Here is a 23,735-nt window from a genome sequence, read left to right as displayed (position 1 = left end):
ATATTATAGTTATTTAGTATAAAACTTAATTTCCTAATTGAAAAATAATGGCCTTTGCTCTTCATTTGACACATTTAATTACTTATAGTAAACTACATACAAATATACTATTATAAAGGGGATTTAATGATGCTTATTGATGATAAAAATCAAGAATATTTTACTTTAAAAGAAATACAAACTATGCATAATAAAAGCACAAAAAAAAATACCATTTATATAAAACTAATTAGATTAGAAAAACAAGGAAAAATTATTCCCTATAAACCATCACAAAATATAAAAGCTTTCAAAAAATATGGGAAAAAAAGTATTAATTTATACCCCAAAGAACAAATTTTAAAATATTTTACAACAACAAACTTTTTAAAAAGCCACAATCCCAATAAATATTTCCCCAAGTACAATCTATTAGAATTAGTTAAAAATGCCATAACGTTTGAAGAGTTTGCAATCAAAATATATAAAAATCCAATAATATTGCCTAGCAAATCTTATTATTTTAAAATTTTAAAAAAAACAAATCCTAACTATGTTTTAGATCTAGATCAATATGGTTTATTTAAAACATTAAATAAAGATTATATAGATAATATACTTATTATTTTTAATTCAAAACCTAGAGAAAAAAGAGTACCTATTAAATGCAATAAGATAAGTAAAAAAAATAAAGAAGAGGAAACAAAAAAATTTTTTGTATGGAAATTCTTCAAAAAATAACATAGCTAAACCAATATTTAAAATTAATCTTAAATATTTTAATTACAACATACATTTAATAAATGCATACAAATACTACAGGGCTATCGATAAACAAAAATGGAATTTTAAAAAAATTGAGATAGACTGAAATTGAAGGAGAATTAAAATTTTTATGACAGCAATAATTTTGTATTCATGCTTAACTATGTGTATAATATATTTTCACATACAACTAAAAACATTTTTTACAAAATTAATCAGATTTTGTAAAAAATGTTTTGATATTTTTTTATTATTAATAGAAATGTTAAAATTAATTTTTTATCTATTAATTATTAACAATAAGTTTTATATATTTATTATAATATCAATAGCTTTAAGCACAATTAATACAATAATTTAACTCATTGTATTAATTGTGCTTAAGCCAAAAGATTATATCCAATAAGTGAAATGCTATTTCTATAATCTTTAATTTAGAAATAGCTTCTTACTTCATTCAATGATAGCTTTTTAAATTATTTTTTATATTTAATAACGATCATCCACAAGAGCATAATCCACAAGCCTTACTTCAAACAGTTGCTGCGCTGGATTTTTATTCCTTTATATAAAGGCCTTAAGATTTAAAAGCATTTATATCTCTATATGCATCATTAATGCTTTTCCAAACACTCCTTCTTGCATGACTTCAATTGATAAGTCATTATTATTATATTTTTATAATAGCTACAAAGCAATAAGATAACTTATATAAAAGATCTATTTTTGTTTTTTTGATAGTTTTTTTTAATATTTCTTAAGTTTTCTTTTATTTTTTAGCAAATATTTAACATGATTATTTTTTATCACCTTATCGCTAATTACTAAAAATGATTAATACATATATAAATGACAACTACCTCTTTTTTTTTTATTATCTTTAATTTTATTGTTATTTTTAATATCTAAAAACTTAACTACTGCTGAAATAGAATATTTATTATCAGTATTTTTTTCTACTACTACATTTTTAATAAGTTCGTTGCTATTAATGCTTTTATGTAGACAATAAATCTACAAGCCCTATTTTGGGTAGCTTTATATTTATTTTTTATTCTTATTCAATTTCTTTGATTATTAAAATTTTACCTATTTTTTCTACTCTTATATTTAGGCAATTCTTGTGTTCTGTTTCATTTTTTAATTTCTCTAAATAAATTTCATTATATGCAGAATTTGGAATCCCCACCGCACTACAAAGAGACAAACTATCTTATTTTAAGGATGTAAACTTTGTATATTTACCTGGCTAAGTGATAAGATTTTGCTTTTTTTAAATAAAAATCTATCTTATCACTTAGCATTTTGCTATATAAAATCTTACACATCTAAATGCTTTTAAAAAATTTCTTTTGATTAATGTTAGGATATATTCTATGTTTATAAGATTTATTAGCAATGATATAACTCATAATATTCTAATTTTTAATGTCTTATGCTTAGCACATATAAAACATAAGCTTTTTAATAATAACCGAATATATTTTCTATTTATCAATATAGTATTAGTTGCCAACTATCGGCATAAATGATGGGCTTCCGCCTTTTGTCTTCATCAAATAATACTTATTTTATGTTTTTTATGAGAAATAAACATTAATGAATTCAATTATAATAAGAATTACATTGGCAATATTACCTTCTAAATTTATCAACAATCTAAAGATAGCAAATTAAGGGGGCATATAAAGAAAAAATATTTTACTTATTTAAACAAGCATTTCTGAAAACATTATTTTTGATCTGGAAGTTTTATGGACTTATTCTCTACTGGAGACCCTCTATTAATATCATCAATTAAATATATTTATAGTCAAAATAAATATATTTAATTAACAAATTAGTCTCACCTAAAATTTAATGGAAATTATAGACAGATAATTCTTTATTACTTTTTTGCAAAAGCTTTAAATGACAAAATTATTATTTCTTAGAAGCTTCTATATATTCCATAATCAAAGTTCTTATAAAACCAGAAGCTGTTAATCCCTTTTTGTCTAAAATAGAATAAAATTCAACCCAATATTCATATTTCAATCCTACACTTATTTGTTTGATCGTCATCTTTGACCTATTGGGCTTAACGCTTGAGATATTATTACCAATAACATCATCGTCAACACGAAAAGCAAATTTAGATTTGCTAACATTTTGTTTAATAATTTCTTCTAAATCAACCTCTTTGCTTATAGGCATAAAGCATCCCCCAATCTTGAAAGTTCTAAGACAGACCTACTCTCAGGATAATAATCAAAAATAGACTTCTTATATAGCTGAGATTCTGCTATTTTAGCATCTTGTCCAACCTCATAAAGATCATATCCAAAAGTTTTAAATTGCTTTAAGTGCAAATTATGTCTTTTAAAACTTTTATTAAGCATATTACAAATAATCTTCTCATGTTTAACCTTTTTTCTATAAGATTTTAACAAAGAATCAAACTCTTCTTTAAAAATATTAATTCCTTCAAGACTTAAAAATTCTGGAGTCAATGGGGTAACAACTTCACACATTGCAAGAATAATTCTTCGCTCCCAAAGCTCAAAACTGGGAGATAAATCAAAAATCGCAAATTCAAATCCCAATTTCTCTAATTCCAAGCAAAAATCATCTATCAAATATGGAAAATCCTGCAATTCATGTTGCACATCTCTTCTAAAAGTTCCACTAGGCACACATGGCAAAATATAAAAATTTTTTTGTATTTTTTTTAATACTTTATCTACCTCTACCTTCTTTAAAAGAGAATCTTTAACATCTAACCTAAGAATTTCATGATTAAGAAACCATGTAGAAGAACTTCCTTGCTGTATATCACAATCAACCAATATAACTTTTTTTGTTTTAGATAAATAACTTGCAATATTCCCGCTTAAGGTAGTTTTACCAACACCACCTTTTTGAATATGAAATGCTATTTTTTTCATGCAAACTTCCTTTTAATTATTTTATATCATATATTAATTATTTTATATCATATATTAATTATTTTATATCATATATTAATTATTTTATATCATATATTAATTATTTCATATCATATATTAATTATTTCATATCATATATTAATTATTTTAATCATCTATCGATGAAGCCACTTTTATAAAATTTTACAATTAATTAGATCTATATATTTTTAAAAACTAGCGAACTACTATTTTCTAAATCAAAGATTATAGAAATAGCTTATTACCTCATCCCACAAAGCTTATTAGGTGCTTTTATTAAAACAATCATTTGCCAAGAGCATAATCCACAAGCTTTATTTCAGGTAATCCTAAATCTCTATCAAACAAAGCTCTACAAGTTCACCTAGTATAACTTAATTTTAGAGCTATATTTTTAATGCCACAATTACTACATAGTTTGCTTTAATATAAAATATCTATCTACTTTAAGCAGATAAATTCCATGTCAATTTGAGCTATACGATGATTTTTTTACAACTCATACTATCCCAAATTATTAATACTTTTCCCAAACATTGCTTTTTATATATTTTAAATTGATAAGCTCTCTATTATTAAGTTTTTATAATTAGCTACAAAATAATAAGATAATTCATATAATATAATCTTTTTGTTTTTTTGATAGCTTTCTTTGACATTTCTTAAGTTTATTTTTATTTTTAGTAAATATTTAAGATGTTTGTTTTTCTAGCTTCTCAATACTTACTAAAAAATGATTTGTGCTCATATCAATACCAACTATCTCTTTTTCTATCATCTCTAATTTTATTATTATTTTTAACATCTAAAAATTAAACTGCTATTGGAATGCAATATTTATTATCAATATCTTTTTCTACTACTACATTTTTAATAAGTTTATTGTTATCAATGCTCCTGTTTAGACATAGCTTTATAAATCCTATTTTAGATAGCTTCATATTCACTTTCTATTCTTATCGAATTTTTTTGATTATCAAAATTTCAACTATTTTTCTTGCTCTTATATTTAAAAAAATTCTTGCGTTCTATTTCCCTTTTTGATTTCTCTAAAAATTATTATATGCAGAATTTATAAGTCATTTAAGCTTAAATTAATCAATAATCTAAAGACAGTGCCTTAAAGGACTAAAATATTCTGACTATTTGGATAAGTATTACTGGGCGTCTTATTTTGGTCTAGAAATAATTGCCATATCCCTCCCTACCAGGAATCTCTATTTATAATCAAACAGTTCATTCGGAATAAAAATAAATTTATTTTACAAACTTATCTTAACCTAAATTTCACAGAAATTATAGGTTGATAATTCTTTATTATTTTTTGTTAAATTTATAAAAAGTCCTTAAGAAAGAAATTTCTTAGGACTTTTTATAAATGGTTAAAGGTTAAAGATAAGTTAAAATTTACAACAATTTAGAAAAAAAACAAAATTAAAAGCATTTTTATTATTTGTACTATGTATTAATTGATATATAATATCAATTAATACATAGTATTATATTGTAATATATCGATTATAATAATATATTTTATTTTAAAAGGATAAAAATGCAAAAAGAAATAAAAAAAAACTATAATGAATATACAATTGGAGGCATAAAAGGAACTTTCTTTGGGAATTCCCAATATGAAGCCAATTATCGAGCAAAAGTAAATGGCTTTATAATTGACTTTTTTAAAATTCCCGTAAGTTTAAAGAAAAAATATGAACTTAATATTAAGGCACTTAGTGATCCCAATTTTTCATCCATAAATATTGCAATGAATTGCATAAATACTTTTAAACTTATAGTTGATATTGTTAATATGCAAACTGGGGAAAATTATGATTACGACACGTTTATTACAAAAACAGAAACAGAAAAAATGCTTAAATATGGAACAAAAATAATTGCTGCACTAGCAAGGCACTTCGACGAACAAAACAGAACCAACTTCAATGAAAGCTATTATGAATGGGAAAAAGGCTGGATAGATAAAAAATGGATTAATTATGAACCAACTGAAGAAGAAATCAGAGAAATTCAAAAAATAAATCAAAAATTAAACCCTTTGAAGCTCAAACATGAGGGAAAAGCTCTTAATAGGGGGCAAATAAGGCTTTTAAAAGCCATCAATAAAATTGAAAGTCATCAATCACAACAGCAGAATGTTAAAACAAACAGCACAATTAAAAAATTAAAAGGAAATCATAAAAAAGAAGCCAGAATTTAACATTTTGCTGAAAAAGCCAAATTTTATTTATTATTATTAAATAATATTTACAAAATTAAAAAAATAAAATATTATATATACAAGGTAGAAAACAATCTACCAACAGTCCCCAACACCCCTATTAATCCTCTCCAAATAAGATTAGGGGTAGGGACTTCTTTTTTAAAGAGAATAAAAACATTCAGCTTCTAAACCAATAAGTTTAGAGCAAATAGAAAAAATGAAAATCTAAAAAAAGATAATTTATGTAAAAGTTTTTTTGATTTGAAATTTTCTCATGTGGCTTAACAACTCTTAATCTAGATTTAACTCTATTAATAGGATCTTTTTGTATTTTTGATAGCTTTCTTTGATATTTATTAAGTTTATTTTTATTTTTAGAAGATATTTAGGATGATTGGTTTTTTCAACTTTCTTAATACTTACTAAAAAGTATTTGATTCGTATCAATACCAACTATCTCTTTTTTTTTAGCATCTTTAATTTTATTGTTGTTTTCAATACCCAAAAACTTAACTGCTACTAAAACATAGTATTTACTATAGTATATTTTTTTCTACTACTATATTTTTAATAATTTCGCTGATTTTAATGCTTCCATGTAGACCACAAAACAAGCCCTATTTTAAATAGCTTTATATTCATTTTCTATTCTTATTGAGTCTTTTTATTATTGGCTCTAAAAGTTTGCCTATTTTTCTTGTGCTTATAGTTAAGAGATTTTTGAATTCTATTTGCTTTTCTGATTTCTCTATAAAAATTATTATACTCATAGCTTAATTCAATACATGTGCTATAAAGTAGCTAAGCTATTAACTTCCTTTAGTAATATAAGCGCTCCTTTATATTTACTTAAACAACTAATAAGATTTTGCTTATTTTTTCATAATAGTCTATTTTATCACTTAATATTTTGTTATATAAAAATCTTACAAATCTAAATGCTTTTGAAAAATTTCTATAAAAGCCTTTATTGATATCATTAAACAATGTATTCAAAGTCAAAATAATATCTATTTTACAAATAGATCTCCGTCTAAATTACATATAGATTATAGGTTAAATTCTTTGTAAAGTTTATTTAAAAGTCGCTTCTTTCATAAATCCTTAGTTATATTGCATTAGCAATTTATTAAAAATAATAATAAACTTGTATTCTTTAAAGTCTAAAATTTTTAGGAAAAACATTAAAACTTTTATACCAATCAGAGCTTATAATATCCATTATTTTTAGCTTCTTTTAAGATTTTTAATGTTTCTAATTTATAATAAATCTCTTTTTTAGAATTAATTTTAAATTTTTATTTTAAAGAAAGAATGATTTAATACGTTATTCTGGATTTATGAAATAATATTTTTTTTATTTTTTATTTATTTCTATTTATTTATATGAGTATATAATTTTGTGCAAATTTTGCTTTAAAAAATTGTTAATTTAGAATATAATTTTCATGGCTAAAAAATAAATATAAATTTAAATTAATTGTGTTATATAAAAAATGAAATTAGTTATGTATTACAATAATGCTTAATTTTGAAATATGTTTTACTTATGTTTTTTTTAGTTTTTGTAAGGTAAATTTTGATTATTAAAATTAGGGAGAAAAAGATTTATGAACAAAAAATTTGTTATTTCATTATTATCCATAATATTAACTTTTTTATTAGTATTGGGTTGTGATTTATCAAGAAATAACGATCTAAACAAAATAGATGCTATTTCTGATTTTGAAAAGAAATATATGGATAATTCGGATTATCAATGTTCAAGTAAAAAAGAGTCTGAAATCAAAAATTCTCAAATTAAATTGGATGAGAATAATAATAAAAGTCATTCTTATTATTCTAGATTATCTAATGTTTCAGATTATTCTGATAAAACACATATATATTGCAAAAGAAAATGATTAGTAAAAACAAAATGATTTTCTCTTTATTTATGAATTGTATGAGCTTTTAATTTGAGTTGATTTAAATTGTATCATTATAAATGACAAACTGCTTATAATAAATAAAAAATATAAAATTTTGCCCGAAGTCTTTTTTACTTGCAAGTAAGGCAATTAATATAAATAATTTTTATTTATAAACAAAATATTAATTTACCTGAAAAGAAATGAAAAATTTTTGTAAAAATAGAATCCGGATATGATTAGACTTTTTGTTATATAAAAATATTAATTTAAATTTATTTTAATTTTTCTTATTCTTTTGAAACCTTTGCTTTTAGAAAAAAGAACATTTATTCTTTTTTTGTTATTAGCAATTTTTTTATTCTCTTTTTCATGTTCATTTTGATATTCTTTTGTAAAATTTTTATTTAAAAAGGTTTTTTTAAATCTTTTTTCCCAAATTTCATTAAAGTCATTTGTTTTTTCGGTTTTTCCGTTCATCATCCATATTTTCTTACTATATTTATTTTTAAACTCTTTTATAAAATGATTTGAAATATCTTCAATATTATATTCTTTTTTATATTTTTCTATTGCTAACTTTAAGTTTCTTAATGCATTTACATATGTTTTTTCATTGTTGCTTATTTTAAGTATTTTTGCTATTTGGAGTTTTTCTATTTTGTGAACTTTTACTAACTTATTCGCTATATATTCTTTATAGGAAATTTTATTTATTTTTTCATTGTTTTTTTCTGTAGAATTCTTTATCTTATATATATCTTTTATACCTTTAGGTATAACATCTGCAGTTGATTCATCTGCAGATGAGCTGTTAGGTCTTATATTTTTTATATTATTCTTGTTTATAGCATTGTTAATTTCTTTAGAAAAGTTAGATACTATTTTTTTGTCTTTTAAATATTCTTTTATTTCTTCATTAATTGCTTCTTGAATAATTGTAAAACGGTGTTTCCAAAGATTTTTGTTTTGTATATAAAATGCAAAGCTTCCATTATCTTTACCTAAATGTTTTAGTTTTGTTGTTATTAAGAGTATTTGATTTAAAAATGATATATCATATTCTAAAGTCCTGATTGATATTTTTTTATTATCTTTTGCAAGACATTTATTAACTATATTATATATTTCTATTGTGGAATATGTTTTAATTTTGTTAGATTTATAGTATTCTTTGTTTTTAAGCTCGATTGCCCAGCATACCTTGAGTATCCTTTGGTATATGGCCTTTTTTTTAGTTAAATATGATTTTAGTCTTGAGTGTTTTAATTCTATTAAATTAGAGTTTGCATTTTTTTGATTGTACTTTATAATTTCTTCTAATGTTATGAGATTATTAAAATTTGTATTGACATTATTTTTTATTTTTATTATCATTATCTTATCCTGGCTTCTGAAGTTAAATTTGTTGTGGTTTCAGAAGCTTTTTCAATTATTTGGCTTGCGTTTTAAGTTTTTGATGCATTACAAACAAAATAATTAGCTTTTTGTTATATTTTATAACAATTTTTTTAAAATGTCAATGTAATGGATTATAAAATATAACCTATCTTTTTAGAAGCAATTTGTATTTCATGTTTTGTGGATTTTCGGTTCATTATTTTTTTTGCTTGCTCAATTCTTAATTGAATTGTTTCTTTTATGCTATTTGTTATAGGTTTGGGTCTTCTAAAGTCCATTAGAAAATATGTGCAAAAATCTTCTAAAAGGTAAGGACGGTTGTCTACATGGATTGCGCATTTTAAAATTTTTGATTTTTTAGATATAGTATTTTTGCTAATTGAAAGATTATAAGAATCTTCTAATATATTTTGGAATTCTTTTAAAGAATAAAGTCTTACACCATTAATACTTAACATAAGTACCTCATTAATTTTATTTTATTATATATTGTGTGTTAGTTTCAAGGAGTTTGGTTATATATTGAATCCTTTTGTTAAGGTGTTTATTAAGAGTCATTAGATTATGTGGTTGGGCAGATTACAGTAATTTATTTGACTAAAATTTTACAATAATGTGATATTTTTAAGAAATGGGTTTATATTTGAGATTCGGTTTAGGTATTTTTTTTCGATTTTATCTTCTAATAAAGTGATGTCAATTCTGATACAGCTATTTTCTTGTATAATATTGATGTCATTTAATATAAAGTCTAAGTCATTTAAGTTTAAGTTTTTAGTTAAAAAATTTGTTCTTTTTAGAAAGATTAACTTTATTTTGCCTCCCAATCCATTCTCATTTTCAATAAAAGATCCTAACGTCTTTAAAATTTTTTGCTTGTTGTTGATAGTTTTTATTTGATTTGAATTTGTTAAGATTAGTTCTTCGTAGATTTTTGTGCTTAGATTTATTAATATTCTATTTGCTGTTTTAATGTTTACATTTAAATTTTCATTAGTTTTTATATCATTTGTATTAATAGTTTTAATATTTGAATAGCTGATTTTTGTTAAAAAGGGAAGTTCAATGGTCTTGTCGATGCCTTTTAATAGTAAATTAACTTTTTTGCTGTTTGATTTGTTTTCAAAAAGGTAAGTATTGTTATTTTTTATAATAGGAATAAACGCATTGTCTATATTCTCTTTTCTATAAATAGAGCCAAGTATTTTAAGCCCAATTAGGTAAATTTCATCTTTATTTCTTGATTTTAAATCAATTGTATAAACTTTGACTACCATCATGTCGTAAACTATTTTGAGTTTTTCTTCACTTACGTAGTTAATATAAAATTCAAGGTTTCCTTTTAGAATGTCTTTTGGTAATTTAGAAAATTCATTCGATCTTAATTTTAAGCTAATGACTCCACCTTTAAATGTTTTAAGCGCTATATTCTCTTTTGAGTTTGTTTGAATAGTTTTTTCGAAATTAAGTTCAAATTTTAAAGCTATGGGGTTGATAATAAATATTTTTTTGTTTTTTACAAAGTAAGTATTAATAATTGACCTTGGGTCAGTATACACTATTTCTCCTATAGATGCACTTTGAAATTTATATAAATTGGGATTAGATTATATCTAATCTTTTAAATTGGTTTTTGCTAGAACAACACCTAATAATAATAGTTTTTTAATTTTAATTCAAGCTTTAAAATTAGAATGTTTTTATTTGAATTGATTATATTATTTAATTTTCTGATTTTTGAGAAATTTTATAAAAATAAATATAAGATAAACTAAAGGGAGGTTTTAATGAATTCAAAATTTATTTTAAAGTGTTTTATTTTGGTATTTTTTTTAGTTTCTTGTCAAACTTATCAAATAGCTTATGATAGGTTTTCTCAAGTATTAGATTCACAATATGATATTGGGGTAAATTATTCTAGAGATGGAATATTTAAGTCTGTAATTTCTATTAAATATGATAAGTTAAAAAATAAAAGGGAGTATTTTATTTTAGTTAGAGTTGAATCCAAAAATTCTGGTCAAATAAAGCTTGAAAAGATAATCACAGATACTAGGTTTGAGTCTAAAGCAGAGTTAGTTTCAGAGAATAGCAAGCGCGTTGTTTATTATAATGATTTTTATGATTCATATTTTCCTTATGATCATACAACAGTGATTACTGAAAAAAATATTAAGGTAGAAATTTATAAATTTATTATTTCGGAAAGCGAATTTATAAGATTTGTTGCTTTAGGTAATGATAATATAGCGGCATTTAGAATTTATGCATTTAGAAATGATGTTATTGTAAGTTTTAATAAGGTTCCTTTTAAAAAGTTTTTGGACGATTTTAATTTAAAAGCTAAATTACTTGGTGGTAGTTGACTTAAATTTGAATAATTTTTAAGCTCCAGTTGCTAAAAGTATATAAAATTAAGGATATTTAGTATAAACAAATTTTTTGATATTGATTTGTAACACGATATCGATTTTAGAATGTTTTTAATATTATCTATTGTATTAATCTTTTGAAAGATTAATGAATTCTAGTATGGCCTTTTCATTTCTCAGTAAGAATAGCCCTTCTCTTATTCCATTATGGAATTCTTCAAAGGAAATTAAGATTGTTTTTAAATGTTTATCTTTATTGTCTATATTGTCATAGTAAAAGATAAAATAAGGTCTTCCGGTATTATCTTTAAAGCCAAGAAAATTTACAAATATTGCTGTTTCTTGAAAATCTGTTTTTAAATTGTATGAGAGACCATTTTTGTATAAAAAAATTCCGTTACCTTCAAGATTTTTAATTTCTGAATTATTAATTGTATTTTTAATTTTAGCAAAACTCTCAATTGCTTGTAAAATATATTTTATTGATGAAAATTTGGCATAGTATGTGCGGTGATTTATTTGAAATTCTAAAAAGATTCCACATTCATTTCCGGCCCTAATTACATCTTGCTCATTTTTAATAGAAGCTGCAATTTTTTTGTCAATAACAAGATTGATTTTGAATGTAGAAATATGGTTTAGAGTTTTTACATTATCAATTGCTAAATTTTCTGTTAGATAGACTTTATAATTAATAAATATTCCTTTTAGATTTTTCATTTTGGCTTGTTTAAATTCATAGTTTGTGTTTTGAGCATATATTGCCAAATTTTGAATCAAAAATATTAAGAATATAAAAGTTTTATTTTTCATTATATAGCTTATTATATGATAGCAGCCTTGAATAATTTTAGTAAACTGTTTTTATCTATTAAGTCTAAAATTTATAAAAATTTTAGCTATATAAGTAGTTTTTGTTGATTTTTAAGAGAATGTTTTTTGCAATATTTTGCAGAGAAAGAGAAGTTTGTCTCATACAGCAAACTACTGTTTCTAAATCAAGGATTATAGAAGCAACTTCTTGCTTCATTATATGATAGCTTTTTAGTTTTTTTAAAGAACAGTTATCTAAAGGGTATGTAGATACATAAACTTTACTTCAGGCATTTCCTGCTTTAGTTTTTATTTCTTTATAATAATATTTCTTAGGATTTAGAGTTGCATTTATATCTTTATTATGTAAAGCATTACAAGTCCGCCTAGTATCGCTTAATTTTAGAGGTATATTTTAAATATCACAATTACATATAGTTTACTTGATAGAAAATATTTATTTTTATACAAAGAGGGCCTATGCCACTTTGATTTATATAATAATTGTATTATAGGTCCATACTATCCTAAATCATTAATAATTTTTCCAAACATTCCTTTTATATAACTTTAATTGGGAGCTCTATTAGTATGGTTTTTAATTAGCGCTTAGTTCTTGGTTTGACTATTTTTCTTGCTCTTATATTTAGGAAATTTTTATGTTCTATTTCCTTTTTTAATTTACATAAATTATTATATGTAAAGCTTAATCAACTTGAGCATTCAAGGAGCTAGCTATCAACTTCTATTTTATTAGGAATGGAAACTCTTTTTTATATTTACTTGGATAAGTAATGAAATTTTACTTATTTTTTTATAACAACCTGTCTTATCACTTAGTATTTTGCTATATAAATCTTTCATATCTAAATACCCTTAAAAATATCTTTTGATTAGTTTTAAGATATATTCTGCGTTTATAAGCTTTATTATCACACATATATTCTATTAATTATCAATATAGTATTGGTTGTTGAATATATGCATAAATGCACAAATGCTAGGATCTTATCTTTTCTTTTGCTAAGAATATTTAATTGTTCTTTATGGGAAATGGCCCTTAATAAATTCAGTTATAATAAGGATTACATTGTCAATATTAACCCTTCTAAATTTATTAATAATATAAAAACAGCGCCTTAAAGATTTATAATAAAAAATATTCTACTTATTTAGATAAGTATTACTGAAAACCTTATTTTTGGCCCAAAAGTTATTCATTTATATTGGGGGAACCTATATTGTCATTAAAAAGTATATTCATAGCCAAAATAAATCTATTTATTAACAAATTCATCTCAATATAAATTGCATGGAAATTATAATTGGATAATTCTTTATTATTTTTTGTTAAAGGCATTAATTAGGATAAGTTTAAAAAGGTTGTTATATTTCTTAGCAAGAGTTTTAAGTTAAAGTGCTTAATTGATTTTTAATTTTCTCTATATAAAAAGAAAACCCCTTAAAGATAAGAGGTTAATTTAAAAGAATGTATGGTATGAAGTAAATATTGATAATAAATTCTTTTAATTTTAAAAAAGGAGAATATTTAATACTCAATTATTAGTTCAATAATTGAGTATTCCCATATATTTTGAAAATTTTTTTTAAAGAATTGGATTTTTATAGAGAAAATCAAATATTATTCAGAGCCAATATTTAGCAACCAATACTATATTGATAATTAATAGAATATATGTGTGATAATAAAGCTTATAAACGCAGAATATATCTTAAAACTAATCAAAAGATATTTTTAAGGGTATTTAGATATGAAAGATTTATATAGCAAAATACTAAGTGATAAGACAGGTTGTTATAAAAAAATAAGTAAAATTTCATTACTTATCCAAGTAAATATAAAAAAGAGTTTCCATTCCTAATAAAATAGAAGTTGATAGCTAGCTCCTTGAATGCTCAAGTTGATTAAGCTTTACATATAATAATTTATGTAAATTAAAAAAGGAAATAAAACGCAAGGATTTTCTAAATATAAGAGCAGAAAATAGGTAAAATTTTTGGGCTAATAAGTCAGAGAAAAACCAATAAGAATAGCTTCATTGGTTATTTGCCTATTTTAGCAAATTCATTCTTTTTTAGGGCTTTAAATAAAATTGTAATTATTATTAGGAGTAAGTTAAAATGCATTTTTGATTTTTATTTATTGTGTTAATAGTAATAAAATAGCAAGGCAAATTAATCATTATCAGATTGATTAATTTGTAATTAAACCTTTAATTTGTTATAAAATTTTAATTTTTGTTTGTAACCGTCAATTATTAAAAATAAAATTATCAAAGTGTAAGCTAACCGCTATTATTAAATTAAAGATTATAGAAAAGTGGTTTACTTATTATTAGAATTAAAGTTTATGTAAAATAGGTTGAAAATTTTTTGTAGTCTTTAGTTAAAACATTAAGCTATCCTTTTGGATAGGCTTTTACATTATGGTAATTCTAATATATATCCTAAAGGTTGCGTATTGAAAATATATCATTTTTTAGCTTTTCTGCTTCTTAGCTTTTTTTGCCATTTGATTGAAAAGTGTATCTGCACGAGATTTAAGCTTATTTTCATCTGTGCTTATACGATTTGTATCATTTTGATAATCTAATAAGAGTTGGTGCATCATTTCTGAGACGAAATTTTTTGTAGATAAAAATTTTCCCAAAGAATCTTTAAGCCTTTCTAAATCTGAAGTCTCTAGTTTTTCTAGATTGTCTTTTTGGGGGATACGAAAAATGCAACCATGTCTTCAAAAGCACCTCCCAGTGAGTTAAAGATGTTAAATATGCCTTGTATTTGGCCTAGCAACTCTACAATTTTTGAAAAATTCTTTAAGTCATTATCATTAATAGTATTGATATTAAGATGCTATAAGTTAGTTTTCTATAACTTTTTGATCTTTCGGTATCAGCGGCCACCTTTTCGCCTGGTGATGATGGCAAACTTAAGATTTTAAAAGCTGATATTTCATATTGGTTTTTAGATTCTTCTTCCAACTTTTTTCATATTTTTCGTTATCTACGTAAGCTTGTTCTATTAAATTTTTTAAATTATTAAGCATTATGTTTCCTGTGTTTTTGTTGGGGTTTTCTTCTTGGTTAGAGTTTGCTTCTTGATTTAGGCCTTCTTTTTGATTTGGGCTTGCTTCTGTATTGAGCTCTAACATCTTTTTACTGGATTGTAATCTTTTTTTATTGGATTTTGGCCCTTTTTTACTAGATTATACTTCATATCTTTTTGATTAGTGTTGAAATCTGGATTGCAAGCATTTAAAAGCAGAAAAACAAATAAGCCTGCAATGATTTTGTATTTCATAAATATTTTCCTTATCTAAAATCTAAAATCTTATATTAAATATAATATTGGAATAATCATAATAATATTTAGTAATGATTTGGTATTTAATAATTCTTGATAAAAGATAAAATTGTTATAGACTTTAGTATTATTTTTATTAGTTCTACCACAAACTATCTTAGTAGAGCTTTTTAAGTTTATTAATAATAGTATTTTGATAAACTTGTATATTTATAGTTTATTTTTATATTAATATGGGCAAGGAGTATATATATAAGGACCTTGGTTGGAGTTTGTATAATAAAAACATTAGCTTTGTTGGGGTTTTTGCCTGATAAACAAGAGCAAGCTGTTCAAACTTTTTTGAGAATTTTAATAATTTATAAAGTTACGGCATATGTTCTGATGATGTTTACTGAAGGTAAAATTTCTAATTTAAAATTATATATGGCTGAGCATCTTTTGCTGGATGATATAGAAAAGGCTTTCCATAGTTTAAAAGATGGTAGTTGTCACAATATGCCCCCATTGTCTGACTTAATGAGAAGTATTTTAATAAACTTTTTGTGGTATTAAGCCCAGTTGAATTGGTTGAATATCGTGTGAATTTAAATCACAAAAACTTTAAAAATTATGAAGCCCTAAATAGCCAAAAAATAAACATAATAAAAATGCTATTAATATGTAATAAGATTTTTTATTTTTAGCCCCCACAAGCGATACAAATTTTATCATAATTTTTAATTAGTTTGTTGCAAGAATTACAATGTATCTCATCATCAAAATCTTTAGTCAAAATTTATTTTCCTTATAAAAATACAATTCGATTATCTAATAATAAATTTTAAGATAGTCCGATTGTATTTTTGTATTAAAATCTACAATTAATTATTTATGTTAACAATTTGTAAAATTACTATGTTTCAATAGCTTTATCAAGCAGGGTAATATTTCATAATGTTGTCGTTAAATATACGACGTATAATACCTCACCATAGTAGCTAACCCTTGCTTTCGTGTTTATGCGGGTTTTTATTATTGTGTGGGGTGAAAGTAAGGATTATTAGGTGATAAGATAGCTTATTGTTGCAATTTATACGCCTTATTGTTTTAAACAAATTTTCCAAATAAGTACCTAAAAATTTTCATTATTGATTATAGAAAATTATATATTCTCAAAATTTATATTTCTTGATTCGGTCAATTTACAAAGAAATTGTTTGTTTACATAATTTTATTGTAAATTGTTGTGGCAAGTTGTAAGTTTTTGCACAAACTCGGTTTATAATGATTCTTTTATAGTGGAAATGGCATGGCGCTTTATTTTAAATGAGCTTTTTTGGGGGTATAATAAATTTTGGATATAGAATTCTTGTTAGTATATAATTTAACGATGACTTTTGTTTCTTTTTCTAATATGTTGAGGCATTTTTGCATTAATGTTAGATTAATAGGAATTTGATTGTTTTTTTTAAGATTTTAGTTATAAAATTTGAGTAGAACTTTTTGGAAATAATTTTTTAATATTAGTTATGTGATCAATTTTATGTTTTGATATAATATAGTTTGTCCAAAGGGCTGCATTTATTTTGCCGCCCCCTGTAGCTATGATAATTATACTGTGATCTATTACTTTCTCAATGGTAATCTTTTTTTCCCCTCTATGCTTTTCTATTGAAAGAGATTTTTTTTGAATAATTTTGTTTATCTCTTCTATTTCTGATTTTATAGCTGAGATTCTTAAAATATTATTTTGAGAATTTTCATTTGTGGTATTTGTTTTGATTCATTCCCCCATCTATTTGAAACTTATTAATATGCTTGCTATATTTGTGATTTTCATAAAGTCCCCCTTATATGTTTTTTTGTTAATTTATAAACTAGTATTTGCATATTTTTATAATTTAAATATTAATATTAAGCCATTTATTATTGTTTGTGTTTTATTTTATATAATAAAATAAGCTCTTAGTTAAGAGTAAAATTTAAATTGCTTTTGCGGTGTGTTTGTTTAGAATGCCAGGGTACTTTTATTATAAGTAAATTTTATAATTATTTTAACTTATTAAAGTTAAGTAGAGGAGATTTATTTTAAAAAAAGTTGTTATTTTATTTAAGATTTGCGGGGTGTTTATTTGTAAATGTAGCTGGAATAATTATTCCAGCTATGTAGCCTGTTTAGATGCGCATGAGATGAAAATTAAAGTTAATATTGCTGTAATAATATTAAGCTTAGTTATATTTAGTTTAATTTTTGTCCAAATACTCTCCTTATAGACTAAAATTAATAATTATTATTTTATAGCTAAAAAGATTAAATTCTTATTTTGTGTTTTTAGCTTGGACTGATTGTATGAATAAAAAAAGAGAAGAATTAACTTCTCTTTTAAAAAAATATCAAGCGCAACTTATTAATTTTTTGTTTAGATTAATAGGCTTAATTTAGTAGATAAAGAGCTTCGTAGTATTTATCCTTTATGTGATTTGCTAGATTTTCTTCATTAGTTTTGAGGTCTCCGGAATTTTTATTGTAAGCCTCAATGGTTTTGTTTAAAGCTTTTACAAAGTTTTGTTTTTTCTTTAAATCCTGTTCTGTGTGTTGTAGTAATTCTTCGGCTTCTTCTTTGCTTAAAGTGTGTAATATATTTTGTATTTTTTTTAAATGTCTGTTTTCTGTTTGAAGTTGAATATTCTTTGCTGTTTCAAGAAATTTACGAGCTATTAGTCGGCTCGCAGAATTTTTATCAAGTTTTTCAAGAATTTCTTTTAATGTCAATATTTTTTCTTTTTCGTAATTTAGGGATGAGTAAATTATTCTTTTTAATTTCATTTTTTCACGATGCATAAAAACATCATCTCTTTGAAGTTTAAAAGTCTCTAGGAAATCATATTGAACACTATCAGATTTAGCTATTTGTGTATCTTCTTCCTTTTTTTGAGCTTCTAGGTCTTTACCAATGTTTTCTAATTTTGAGATTGTAGTTTGTTCTTGGGGGCTTTGATTTGAAGATTTTGGATTTTGAGATTCATTTTCAAGATTTTGGTTATTTACTTCTAGATTTTTTGTTGGATTTTCCGATAAATTTTCTGAATTGGTGCGACTGTTTGTTTTTTTTGGAGCTCTCGAATTGGTACGGGTTTTTGTTTTTTTTAGATTCCTTGTAGTGGCACGGCTGTTTAGTTTGTTTGGATTAACATTACCAAGAGGTGCACATGATATGCAAATTGAAGTTAATATTGCTGTAATAATGTTAAGCTTAGATGTATTTAATTTAGGGTTTTTCAAGATATTCTCCTTATAAATTTGAACTAATAAATATTAATTTTAATACAAAATAATAATATTATAATTTGATATTATTATCAAGTAATTTTAATATTATTTGATAATTTAACAAAAATAACAAAAAATTTTCCACCTATAATTTCTATGAAATTTAGGTGGAGATGAATTTGTTAATAAATAGATTTGTTTTGTTTTTGAATATACTTTTTGACGATATCAATAGAATATTCATCTCCAGCAAAGAGAACACAATAATTTCTAGACCAAATAAGGTTTCCAGTAATACTTCTCTAAATAAATAAAATATTTTTTTCTTATAAATCTTAAAGATGCTGTTTTTAGATTATTAATAAATTTAGAAGGTGTATATTGGGAGTAAATTCTAGTAATAAATGAATATGATCTTTATTGTGGTTGAATTCATTGAAAGTATTCTATCAACCGATTTATTTAAAATTAAGTTTTTAATTAAAAACTTAATTTTTTTAGAATATATTGTTAATATTAAAATAATATATGGAAAAGATTTGCAAACAATATAAATGGTTTTTTAAAAGCATAGATAATGAAAACTAATGATATCTTAAAAACAAATAATCCCAATATATCTCTTTATAGACAATTATCAAAAGACTTTATAAAAAAGGAAAATATTAATAAGCCAAAAGACTTTTTATTCTTATAAAAAATAAACTTTCTTCAATAGATAATAGATGATAATTCAACAGAAGCAAATATAGAGTCTTTGCTAAAGTATATATTTAAGAACTAAATTATTCAGTAGAACAACAAAAAGCCGGGCAAATAGAAGGAGTGGAGTCTAGAGTAGATATACTGCTTTTTGAAAACGATAAAGACAAAGTAGCCTTTAATAATAAATTTAAAAGAAGCTAAAAAAAATAATGAACCTATTCCTGTCGAAGATATCTTGCTTATAGCAGAGGTTAAGCGCCCATCATTTAGTTTTGATGCTAAAGATAAAGTAAAAGAAGCAGAAGATCAGCTATAGATATCTAAATCATCAATATCAAAAACATTATGAGATACTTTAAAATGGAAAGGTATGGAGATTATATGACAAATCGAAAGTACTTTATGGAGAAAAAAGATATATTGAATTTAATTTTTCTAAAATTGAAGAAAAAGAAGAATATAAGGAATAAGAATGGTTTGTTTTATTCATCTACCTTATAAGAAAAGAAAGATATCTAAAGACAAGTAATGTAATAGAGGTTGAAAAAGAGCAAATAGCTAAAGAAAAAGAGATAATTTAAAAAACTCTAGAAGAGATACTTTATGAGAGACCTGATGACCCTATAGTATTTAAAATTGCAAAAAATATATATGACAAAGAATTTAAAGTATCAGCCCAAAGAAATTGCTCAGCATATTTTAGCTAGCATACTTGAAGAATCAATTATTTTTATTTTAAGAATATTTTTTATTGCATATATTGAAGATAACGACATTTTTAAGAAAATATTAAAAGAAAATAAGCTATACAGATCTTCTATATCTTTTAGGTATTTTTTTATGATAAAAATACAAAAAATAAATTAGGATATAAAAAAATAATAACAATTTTCAATTTACTTGATAAAGGAAGTGATGCAATAAAGTTTCCCGTATTTAATGGAGGGTTATTTTCAGAAGATAAGGTTAAATATTTAAATAATGAAAGTTTGCTAAGTATTAGTGAACTTGAAGAAATACTAATTAAAATACTTTTCTTTGAAGAAAAAAATATTAAAGATGAAAAATTTGTAGAGTATTCAAAGTTAGATCCTAAAAGTTTTGGAGAATTGTACGAAACTCTACTTGAAATATGACCTAAGAATTGCAGATACTACTGTTCATCGTATTATTGAAGACGGAGCTTATCTCATTCGTACCGAAGAAGAGCTTGCAAACAAGCAGGCAAACAAAGTTGCCACATACTATAAAGGGAATATTTATCTTACATCTAGATCGCTTGATAGAAAGAAAAGTGGAGCATATTACACTCCAGATGACCTAACTGATTTTATGGTCATATCATCAATTGAAGAACAGCTTAAAACCAAGTCCCCTTTAGATATAAAAATCATTGATAATTCTTATGGATCAGGGCATTTCTTGATTTCTTGTTTAGATTACTTAGCAGAAAAAGTATGGTACGAGCTAGATAAATTTGAAGATGTAAAAAAAGAGCTTGATAAAGAATATAGGGTTATTATCAAAGAAAGTGAAGAATATGTGTTCAAGATAGTATAAGCAAGGAATTAGTACTTAAAAAGGATGTTGCTAAAGAAGTGTATTTATGGTGTTGATATTAATCCTATTTCAGTTGAAATTACCATGCTAAGTTTGTGGATTAATACCTTTATTTTTGGAACACCACTAAGCTTTATTGAGCATCATATAAAAGTAGGAAATGCCTTACTAGGATATGCCAAGGACGAATTTTTTAATGTTGTAAAAAAGAAATTTGAGAGTGGATTTTCTTTGTTTAAAAAAAGGATTAAAGAAATTATAACTATTTTAGAAGATATCTATCAAAAAATTAGAGGGATTAATGATACTATTAAAGAAGATATAGAAAAATCTAAAAAGATATACAAAGAATATGAAGAAAGTAAAGATATAGATAATTTAAGAATAATATTTTCTTTAATTAAGCTTTATTCATTATCTTTTGATAAATTTTTAAATATAGAATTTAGCGATATTACATCTGTAATTAGTTTAATTGAAAATATTTTGGGCAATAAAACTTCTAGTGAAGATAAAGAAAAAATAGAAAAAATTAGGAAATTAAGTAGCTACTATAAATTTTTTCACTATGGAATTGAATTTCCAGATATTCAAGAAGGATTTGATATTGTAATTGGAAATCCTCCATGGGAGAAAACTAAATTTAATGAAACAGAGTTTTTCTCAAAACATATTCCTAGCTACAGAAAACTAGTCATAAAAGAACAAAATAGCATAAAGCAAGAAATACTTAGCAAAGATAATCATCCTTTGAGCATTGAATACAATGAAGAAAAAATAGTATAATTGCCATTAATAATATTTATAAATTTGATTTTAAAGACTTTACTAGTGGTGGAGACCCAAATCTTTTTAGATATTTTACTTCATTTAATTTAAAACTTATAAAACCAGGGGGTAATTTAACCTATCTAACTCCTTCTAGTCTTTGGAGTGAATTTAGTTCTAGATTGTTAAGAAAACATATATTTGCTCACTATAAACTTAACTATATTTATCAATTTGAAAATAAAAAAAATAAAGATGTGGATTCTCGTTTTAAATTTGTAATATTTCAACTTGGTAATATTAAAGAATTTACATCGAGCTTTAAAGCAAAATTCATGATTCAGAGTAGTGATAATATCTTAAAAGAAATAACTAGGGATTTAAAAGATAGTAAAGACGATGCTTATAAAGGAGTTGAATTAAATATAAATCAAATTAAGAAACTATCTCCTATTCAAGAAGCAATTATTGAATTTAAAGATAATGAAGAATTCAGCTTAATTAACAAAATATTTAGTCAATTCAGTGTTCTTCATCAAGAATATATTGATTTTGGAGTAGGGCTAAATTTAACAAAGTATAAAGCATTGTATAAAGAATATAGTAATGAAAACTTTATATTTCTTTATTCTGGAGCTAATATCCATCAATTTAATTCAAGATTTTTTGAAGATAAGACTGAAAAAGAAAGTTCTAAATTGCTATGGATAAATAAAGAAGACTTAGAAAAAGTATTGACTAAAAATAACCAATATCAAACCGAAAGAGTATTCTATAGAAAAATTGCAATAAATACGGATCAAAGAACCATGATTAGTACATTATGCCCTAAAAATTCCTATTGTATAGAGTCGCTATATATAAATTATGAAGAACCCCCAATATCTATTTATAAGAAATTATTTATTATTTCTATTTTTAATTCATTAGCATTTTATTTTTTGATAAGAAGATTTATTGATTCAAATGTGCTAAAATCATGTTTATATTAATGCCCTATGCCCCAACCCGAAGAAAAAGAAATTTTAAGTAATTCTTTATATTTAATCTTGTAAAAAATACTTCTTTATTAATAGCTAAAAATGATCCCAAGAACTTTAAATATTTACTTTGCTTAGAATATTTTGAGTTTGATAAAGAAAAGGTTAATAAAATACTAAATCTAAATGTGGAAGATGAATTTTTTAAAGAAAAAGAAAATGAAAACAATTTTATTGTAGCTAGTCTTTATTCATTAACCAAAAAAGATTTTATTACTTTGCTTAGTGATTTTAAGGTATTAAAAAACAAAAAAAGGGAAGATTATATTTCGTTTTTAATAAAAGGATATGAGAATTATTTACTCAATAATAAAATTTTTTAGCATAAATAAGTTAATAAAAAAAATAAAAAATAAGATTTTAAACTAAAAAATGAGGCAAAAAAAAGAATTGAGATGTCGATTAAGGTTTTTAAAATAGATAATTTAGATAAAAAGTGGTGTAACACTTGAAGTTGAAAACAACAAAAAATTTAGTTACTTCAGTTGTTAATTAATTTAAAGCTAGGTTAGATAGAGTTAAAACAAGATTAGATAAAGTTTATGATATATTTCTTACAAAGAAATATAAAATTTTGCGGGTTTAGATTTTTGAGTTAAAGTTTGCGTTTCTTAATTCACATGTGTAATTAATCTTTTTTAGAGCTAAAATATTTATACTATTTAAAAATTATTTC

Annotated in this window: 20 protein-coding genes and 1 pseudogene; 6 read left to right on the top strand and 15 right to left on the bottom strand. The window is 23.5% G+C overall.

The window, feature by feature from the left end:
- The first annotated feature begins 126 nt into the window (after window positions 1–126).
- On the top strand, window positions 127–720 hold the full coding sequence (locus Bmayo_RS06885) for a hypothetical protein (protein WP_075552674.1): 594 nt from the start codon (window positions 127–129) through the stop codon (window positions 718–720).
- Window positions 721–1,801: 1,081 nt separating this feature from the next.
- Here the strand turns inward: Bmayo_RS06885 and Bmayo_RS07015 are convergent.
- The 4 genes from Bmayo_RS07015 to Bmayo_RS07495 all read right to left on the bottom strand — a co-directional run bounded on the left by Bmayo_RS07015 (window position 1,802) and on the right by Bmayo_RS07495 (window position 4,639).
- Window positions 1,802–1,951, bottom strand: a complete 150-nt coding sequence (locus tag Bmayo_RS07015) for a hypothetical protein (protein ID WP_193402202.1) — start codon at window positions 1,949–1,951, stop codon at window positions 1,802–1,804.
- A 716-nt stretch (window positions 1,952–2,667) separates the two neighbouring features.
- Window positions 2,668–2,940, bottom strand: a complete 273-nt coding sequence (locus Bmayo_RS05465; RefSeq protein ID WP_075552672.1) for a hypothetical protein — start codon at window positions 2,938–2,940, stop codon at window positions 2,668–2,670.
- Window positions 2,931–3,671 carry a ParA family protein gene (locus tag Bmayo_RS05460; protein WP_075552671.1) on the bottom strand — a complete coding sequence of 247 codons (741 nt, stop codon included), beginning with the start codon at window positions 3,669–3,671 and terminating at the stop codon, window positions 2,931–2,933. The genes Bmayo_RS05465 and Bmayo_RS05460 overlap by 10 nt, the downstream gene beginning before the upstream one ends.
- An 833-nt stretch (window positions 3,672–4,504) precedes the next feature.
- Complete coding sequence (locus tag Bmayo_RS07495) at window positions 4,505–4,639, bottom strand: hypothetical protein (RefSeq protein WP_338024399.1); 135 nt, start codon at window positions 4,637–4,639, stop codon at window positions 4,505–4,507.
- Between the two features lie 605 nt (window positions 4,640–5,244).
- On the opposite strand from Bmayo_RS07495, the gene Bmayo_RS05455 reads away from it, so the two are divergent.
- Window positions 5,245–5,910, top strand: a complete 666-nt coding sequence (locus Bmayo_RS05455; RefSeq protein WP_075552670.1) for a hypothetical protein — start codon at window positions 5,245–5,247, stop codon at window positions 5,908–5,910.
- Window positions 5,911–6,762: 852 nt separating this feature from the next.
- Here Bmayo_RS05455 and Bmayo_RS07555 read toward each other — a convergent pair.
- Window positions 6,763–6,900 carry a helix-turn-helix domain-containing protein gene (locus Bmayo_RS07555; RefSeq protein WP_420807317.1) on the bottom strand — a complete coding sequence of 46 codons (138 nt, stop codon included), beginning with the start codon at window positions 6,898–6,900 and terminating at the stop codon, window positions 6,763–6,765.
- 623 nt (window positions 6,901–7,523) lie between these two features.
- Here Bmayo_RS07555 and Bmayo_RS05445 point away from each other — a divergent pair.
- Entirely contained in the window at window positions 7,524–7,817 is a 294-nt protein-coding gene (locus tag Bmayo_RS05445; protein ID WP_075552669.1) for a DUF5425 family lipoprotein, read from the top strand.
- 270 nt (window positions 7,818–8,087) lie between these two features.
- Here the strand turns inward: Bmayo_RS05445 and Bmayo_RS05440 are convergent, their stop codons facing one another.
- The 3 genes from Bmayo_RS05440 to Bmayo_RS05430 all read right to left on the bottom strand — a co-directional run bounded on the left by Bmayo_RS05440 (window position 8,088) and on the right by Bmayo_RS05430 (window position 10,783).
- Window positions 8,088–9,200, bottom strand: coding sequence for a plasmid maintenance protein (locus Bmayo_RS05440; protein WP_075552668.1), 1,113 nt, complete (start codon window positions 9,198–9,200; stop codon window positions 8,088–8,090).
- A 155-nt stretch (window positions 9,201–9,355) separates the two neighbouring features.
- Window positions 9,356–9,682 carry a hypothetical protein gene (locus tag Bmayo_RS05435; protein WP_075552667.1) on the bottom strand — a complete coding sequence of 109 codons (327 nt, stop codon included), beginning with the start codon at window positions 9,680–9,682 and terminating at the stop codon, window positions 9,356–9,358.
- A 147-nt stretch (window positions 9,683–9,829) separates the two neighbouring features.
- A complete protein-coding gene (locus Bmayo_RS05430; protein ID WP_075552666.1) occupies window positions 9,830–10,783 on the bottom strand; it encodes a hypothetical protein in 954 nt (317 codons plus the stop codon).
- A 228-nt stretch (window positions 10,784–11,011) separates the two neighbouring features.
- Here Bmayo_RS05430 and Bmayo_RS05425 point away from each other — a divergent pair, with 228 nt between their 5' ends.
- Window positions 11,012–11,590 (top strand): hypothetical protein, encoded by a 579-nt coding sequence (locus Bmayo_RS05425; protein ID WP_075552665.1) that lies wholly within the window; start codon window positions 11,012–11,014, stop codon window positions 11,588–11,590.
- Between the two features lie 135 nt (window positions 11,591–11,725).
- Here the strand turns inward: Bmayo_RS05425 and Bmayo_RS05420 are convergent, their stop codons facing one another.
- From Bmayo_RS05420 to Bmayo_RS07095, 4 genes are all read right to left on the bottom strand, one after another.
- A complete protein-coding gene (locus Bmayo_RS05420; RefSeq protein WP_075552664.1) occupies window positions 11,726–12,409 on the bottom strand; it encodes a hypothetical protein in 684 nt (227 codons plus the stop codon).
- A gap of 2,500 nt (window positions 12,410–14,909) precedes the next feature.
- A complete protein-coding gene (locus Bmayo_RS07105; RefSeq protein WP_235633177.1) occupies window positions 14,910–15,080 on the bottom strand; it encodes a CRASP family complement regulator-acquiring lipoprotein in 171 nt (56 codons plus the stop codon).
- A 279-nt stretch (window positions 15,081–15,359) separates the two neighbouring features.
- Window positions 15,360–15,581: a hypothetical protein gene (locus Bmayo_RS07100; protein WP_162493362.1), complete on the bottom strand. Its 222-nt coding sequence runs from the start codon at window positions 15,579–15,581 to the stop codon at window positions 15,360–15,362.
- Window positions 15,575–15,730 (bottom strand): hypothetical protein, encoded by a 156-nt coding sequence (locus tag Bmayo_RS07095; RefSeq protein ID WP_158512878.1) that lies wholly within the window; start codon window positions 15,728–15,730, stop codon window positions 15,575–15,577. Before Bmayo_RS07095 ends, Bmayo_RS07100 begins: the two co-directional genes overlap by 7 nt.
- 309 nt (window positions 15,731–16,039) lie before the next feature.
- Here Bmayo_RS07095 and Bmayo_RS05405 point away from each other — a divergent pair, with 309 nt between their 5' ends.
- On the top strand, window positions 16,040–16,288 hold the full coding sequence (locus tag Bmayo_RS05405) for a P52 family lipoprotein (RefSeq protein WP_235633176.1): 249 nt from the start codon (window positions 16,040–16,042) through the stop codon (window positions 16,286–16,288).
- Window positions 16,289–17,877: 1,589 nt separating this feature from the next.
- Here the strand turns inward: Bmayo_RS05405 and Bmayo_RS07550 are convergent.
- The 3 genes from Bmayo_RS07550 to Bmayo_RS07545 form a co-directional block, all read right to left on the bottom strand.
- Window positions 17,878–17,964, bottom strand: a complete 87-nt coding sequence (locus Bmayo_RS07550) for a complement regulator-acquiring protein (protein WP_256381232.1) — start codon at window positions 17,962–17,964, stop codon at window positions 17,878–17,880.
- A 185-nt stretch (window positions 17,965–18,149) separates the two neighbouring features.
- Window positions 18,150–18,998: a complement regulator-acquiring protein gene (locus tag Bmayo_RS05400; RefSeq protein ID WP_075552662.1), complete on the bottom strand. Its 849-nt coding sequence runs from the start codon at window positions 18,996–18,998 to the stop codon at window positions 18,150–18,152.
- 170 nt (window positions 18,999–19,168) lie between these two features.
- Window positions 19,169–19,267 (bottom strand): hypothetical protein, encoded by a 99-nt coding sequence (locus Bmayo_RS07545; RefSeq protein WP_420807316.1) that lies wholly within the window; start codon window positions 19,265–19,267, stop codon window positions 19,169–19,171.
- A 296-nt stretch (window positions 19,268–19,563) separates the two neighbouring features.
- Between Bmayo_RS07545 and Bmayo_RS06950 the strand changes: the two are divergent.
- A pseudogene (locus Bmayo_RS06950) lies at window positions 19,564–23,382 on the top strand (Eco57I restriction-modification methylase domain-containing protein).
- The last annotated feature ends 353 nt before the right edge of the window (window positions 23,383–23,735 follow it).

Source organism: Borreliella mayonii (genome assembly GCF_001945665.1).
Lineage (GTDB): Bacteria > Spirochaetota > Spirochaetia > Borreliales > Borreliaceae > Borreliella > Borreliella mayonii.
The sequence above is the reverse complement of the archived record's forward strand: the minus strand, read 5'-3'. Positions and strand labels throughout refer to the sequence as shown.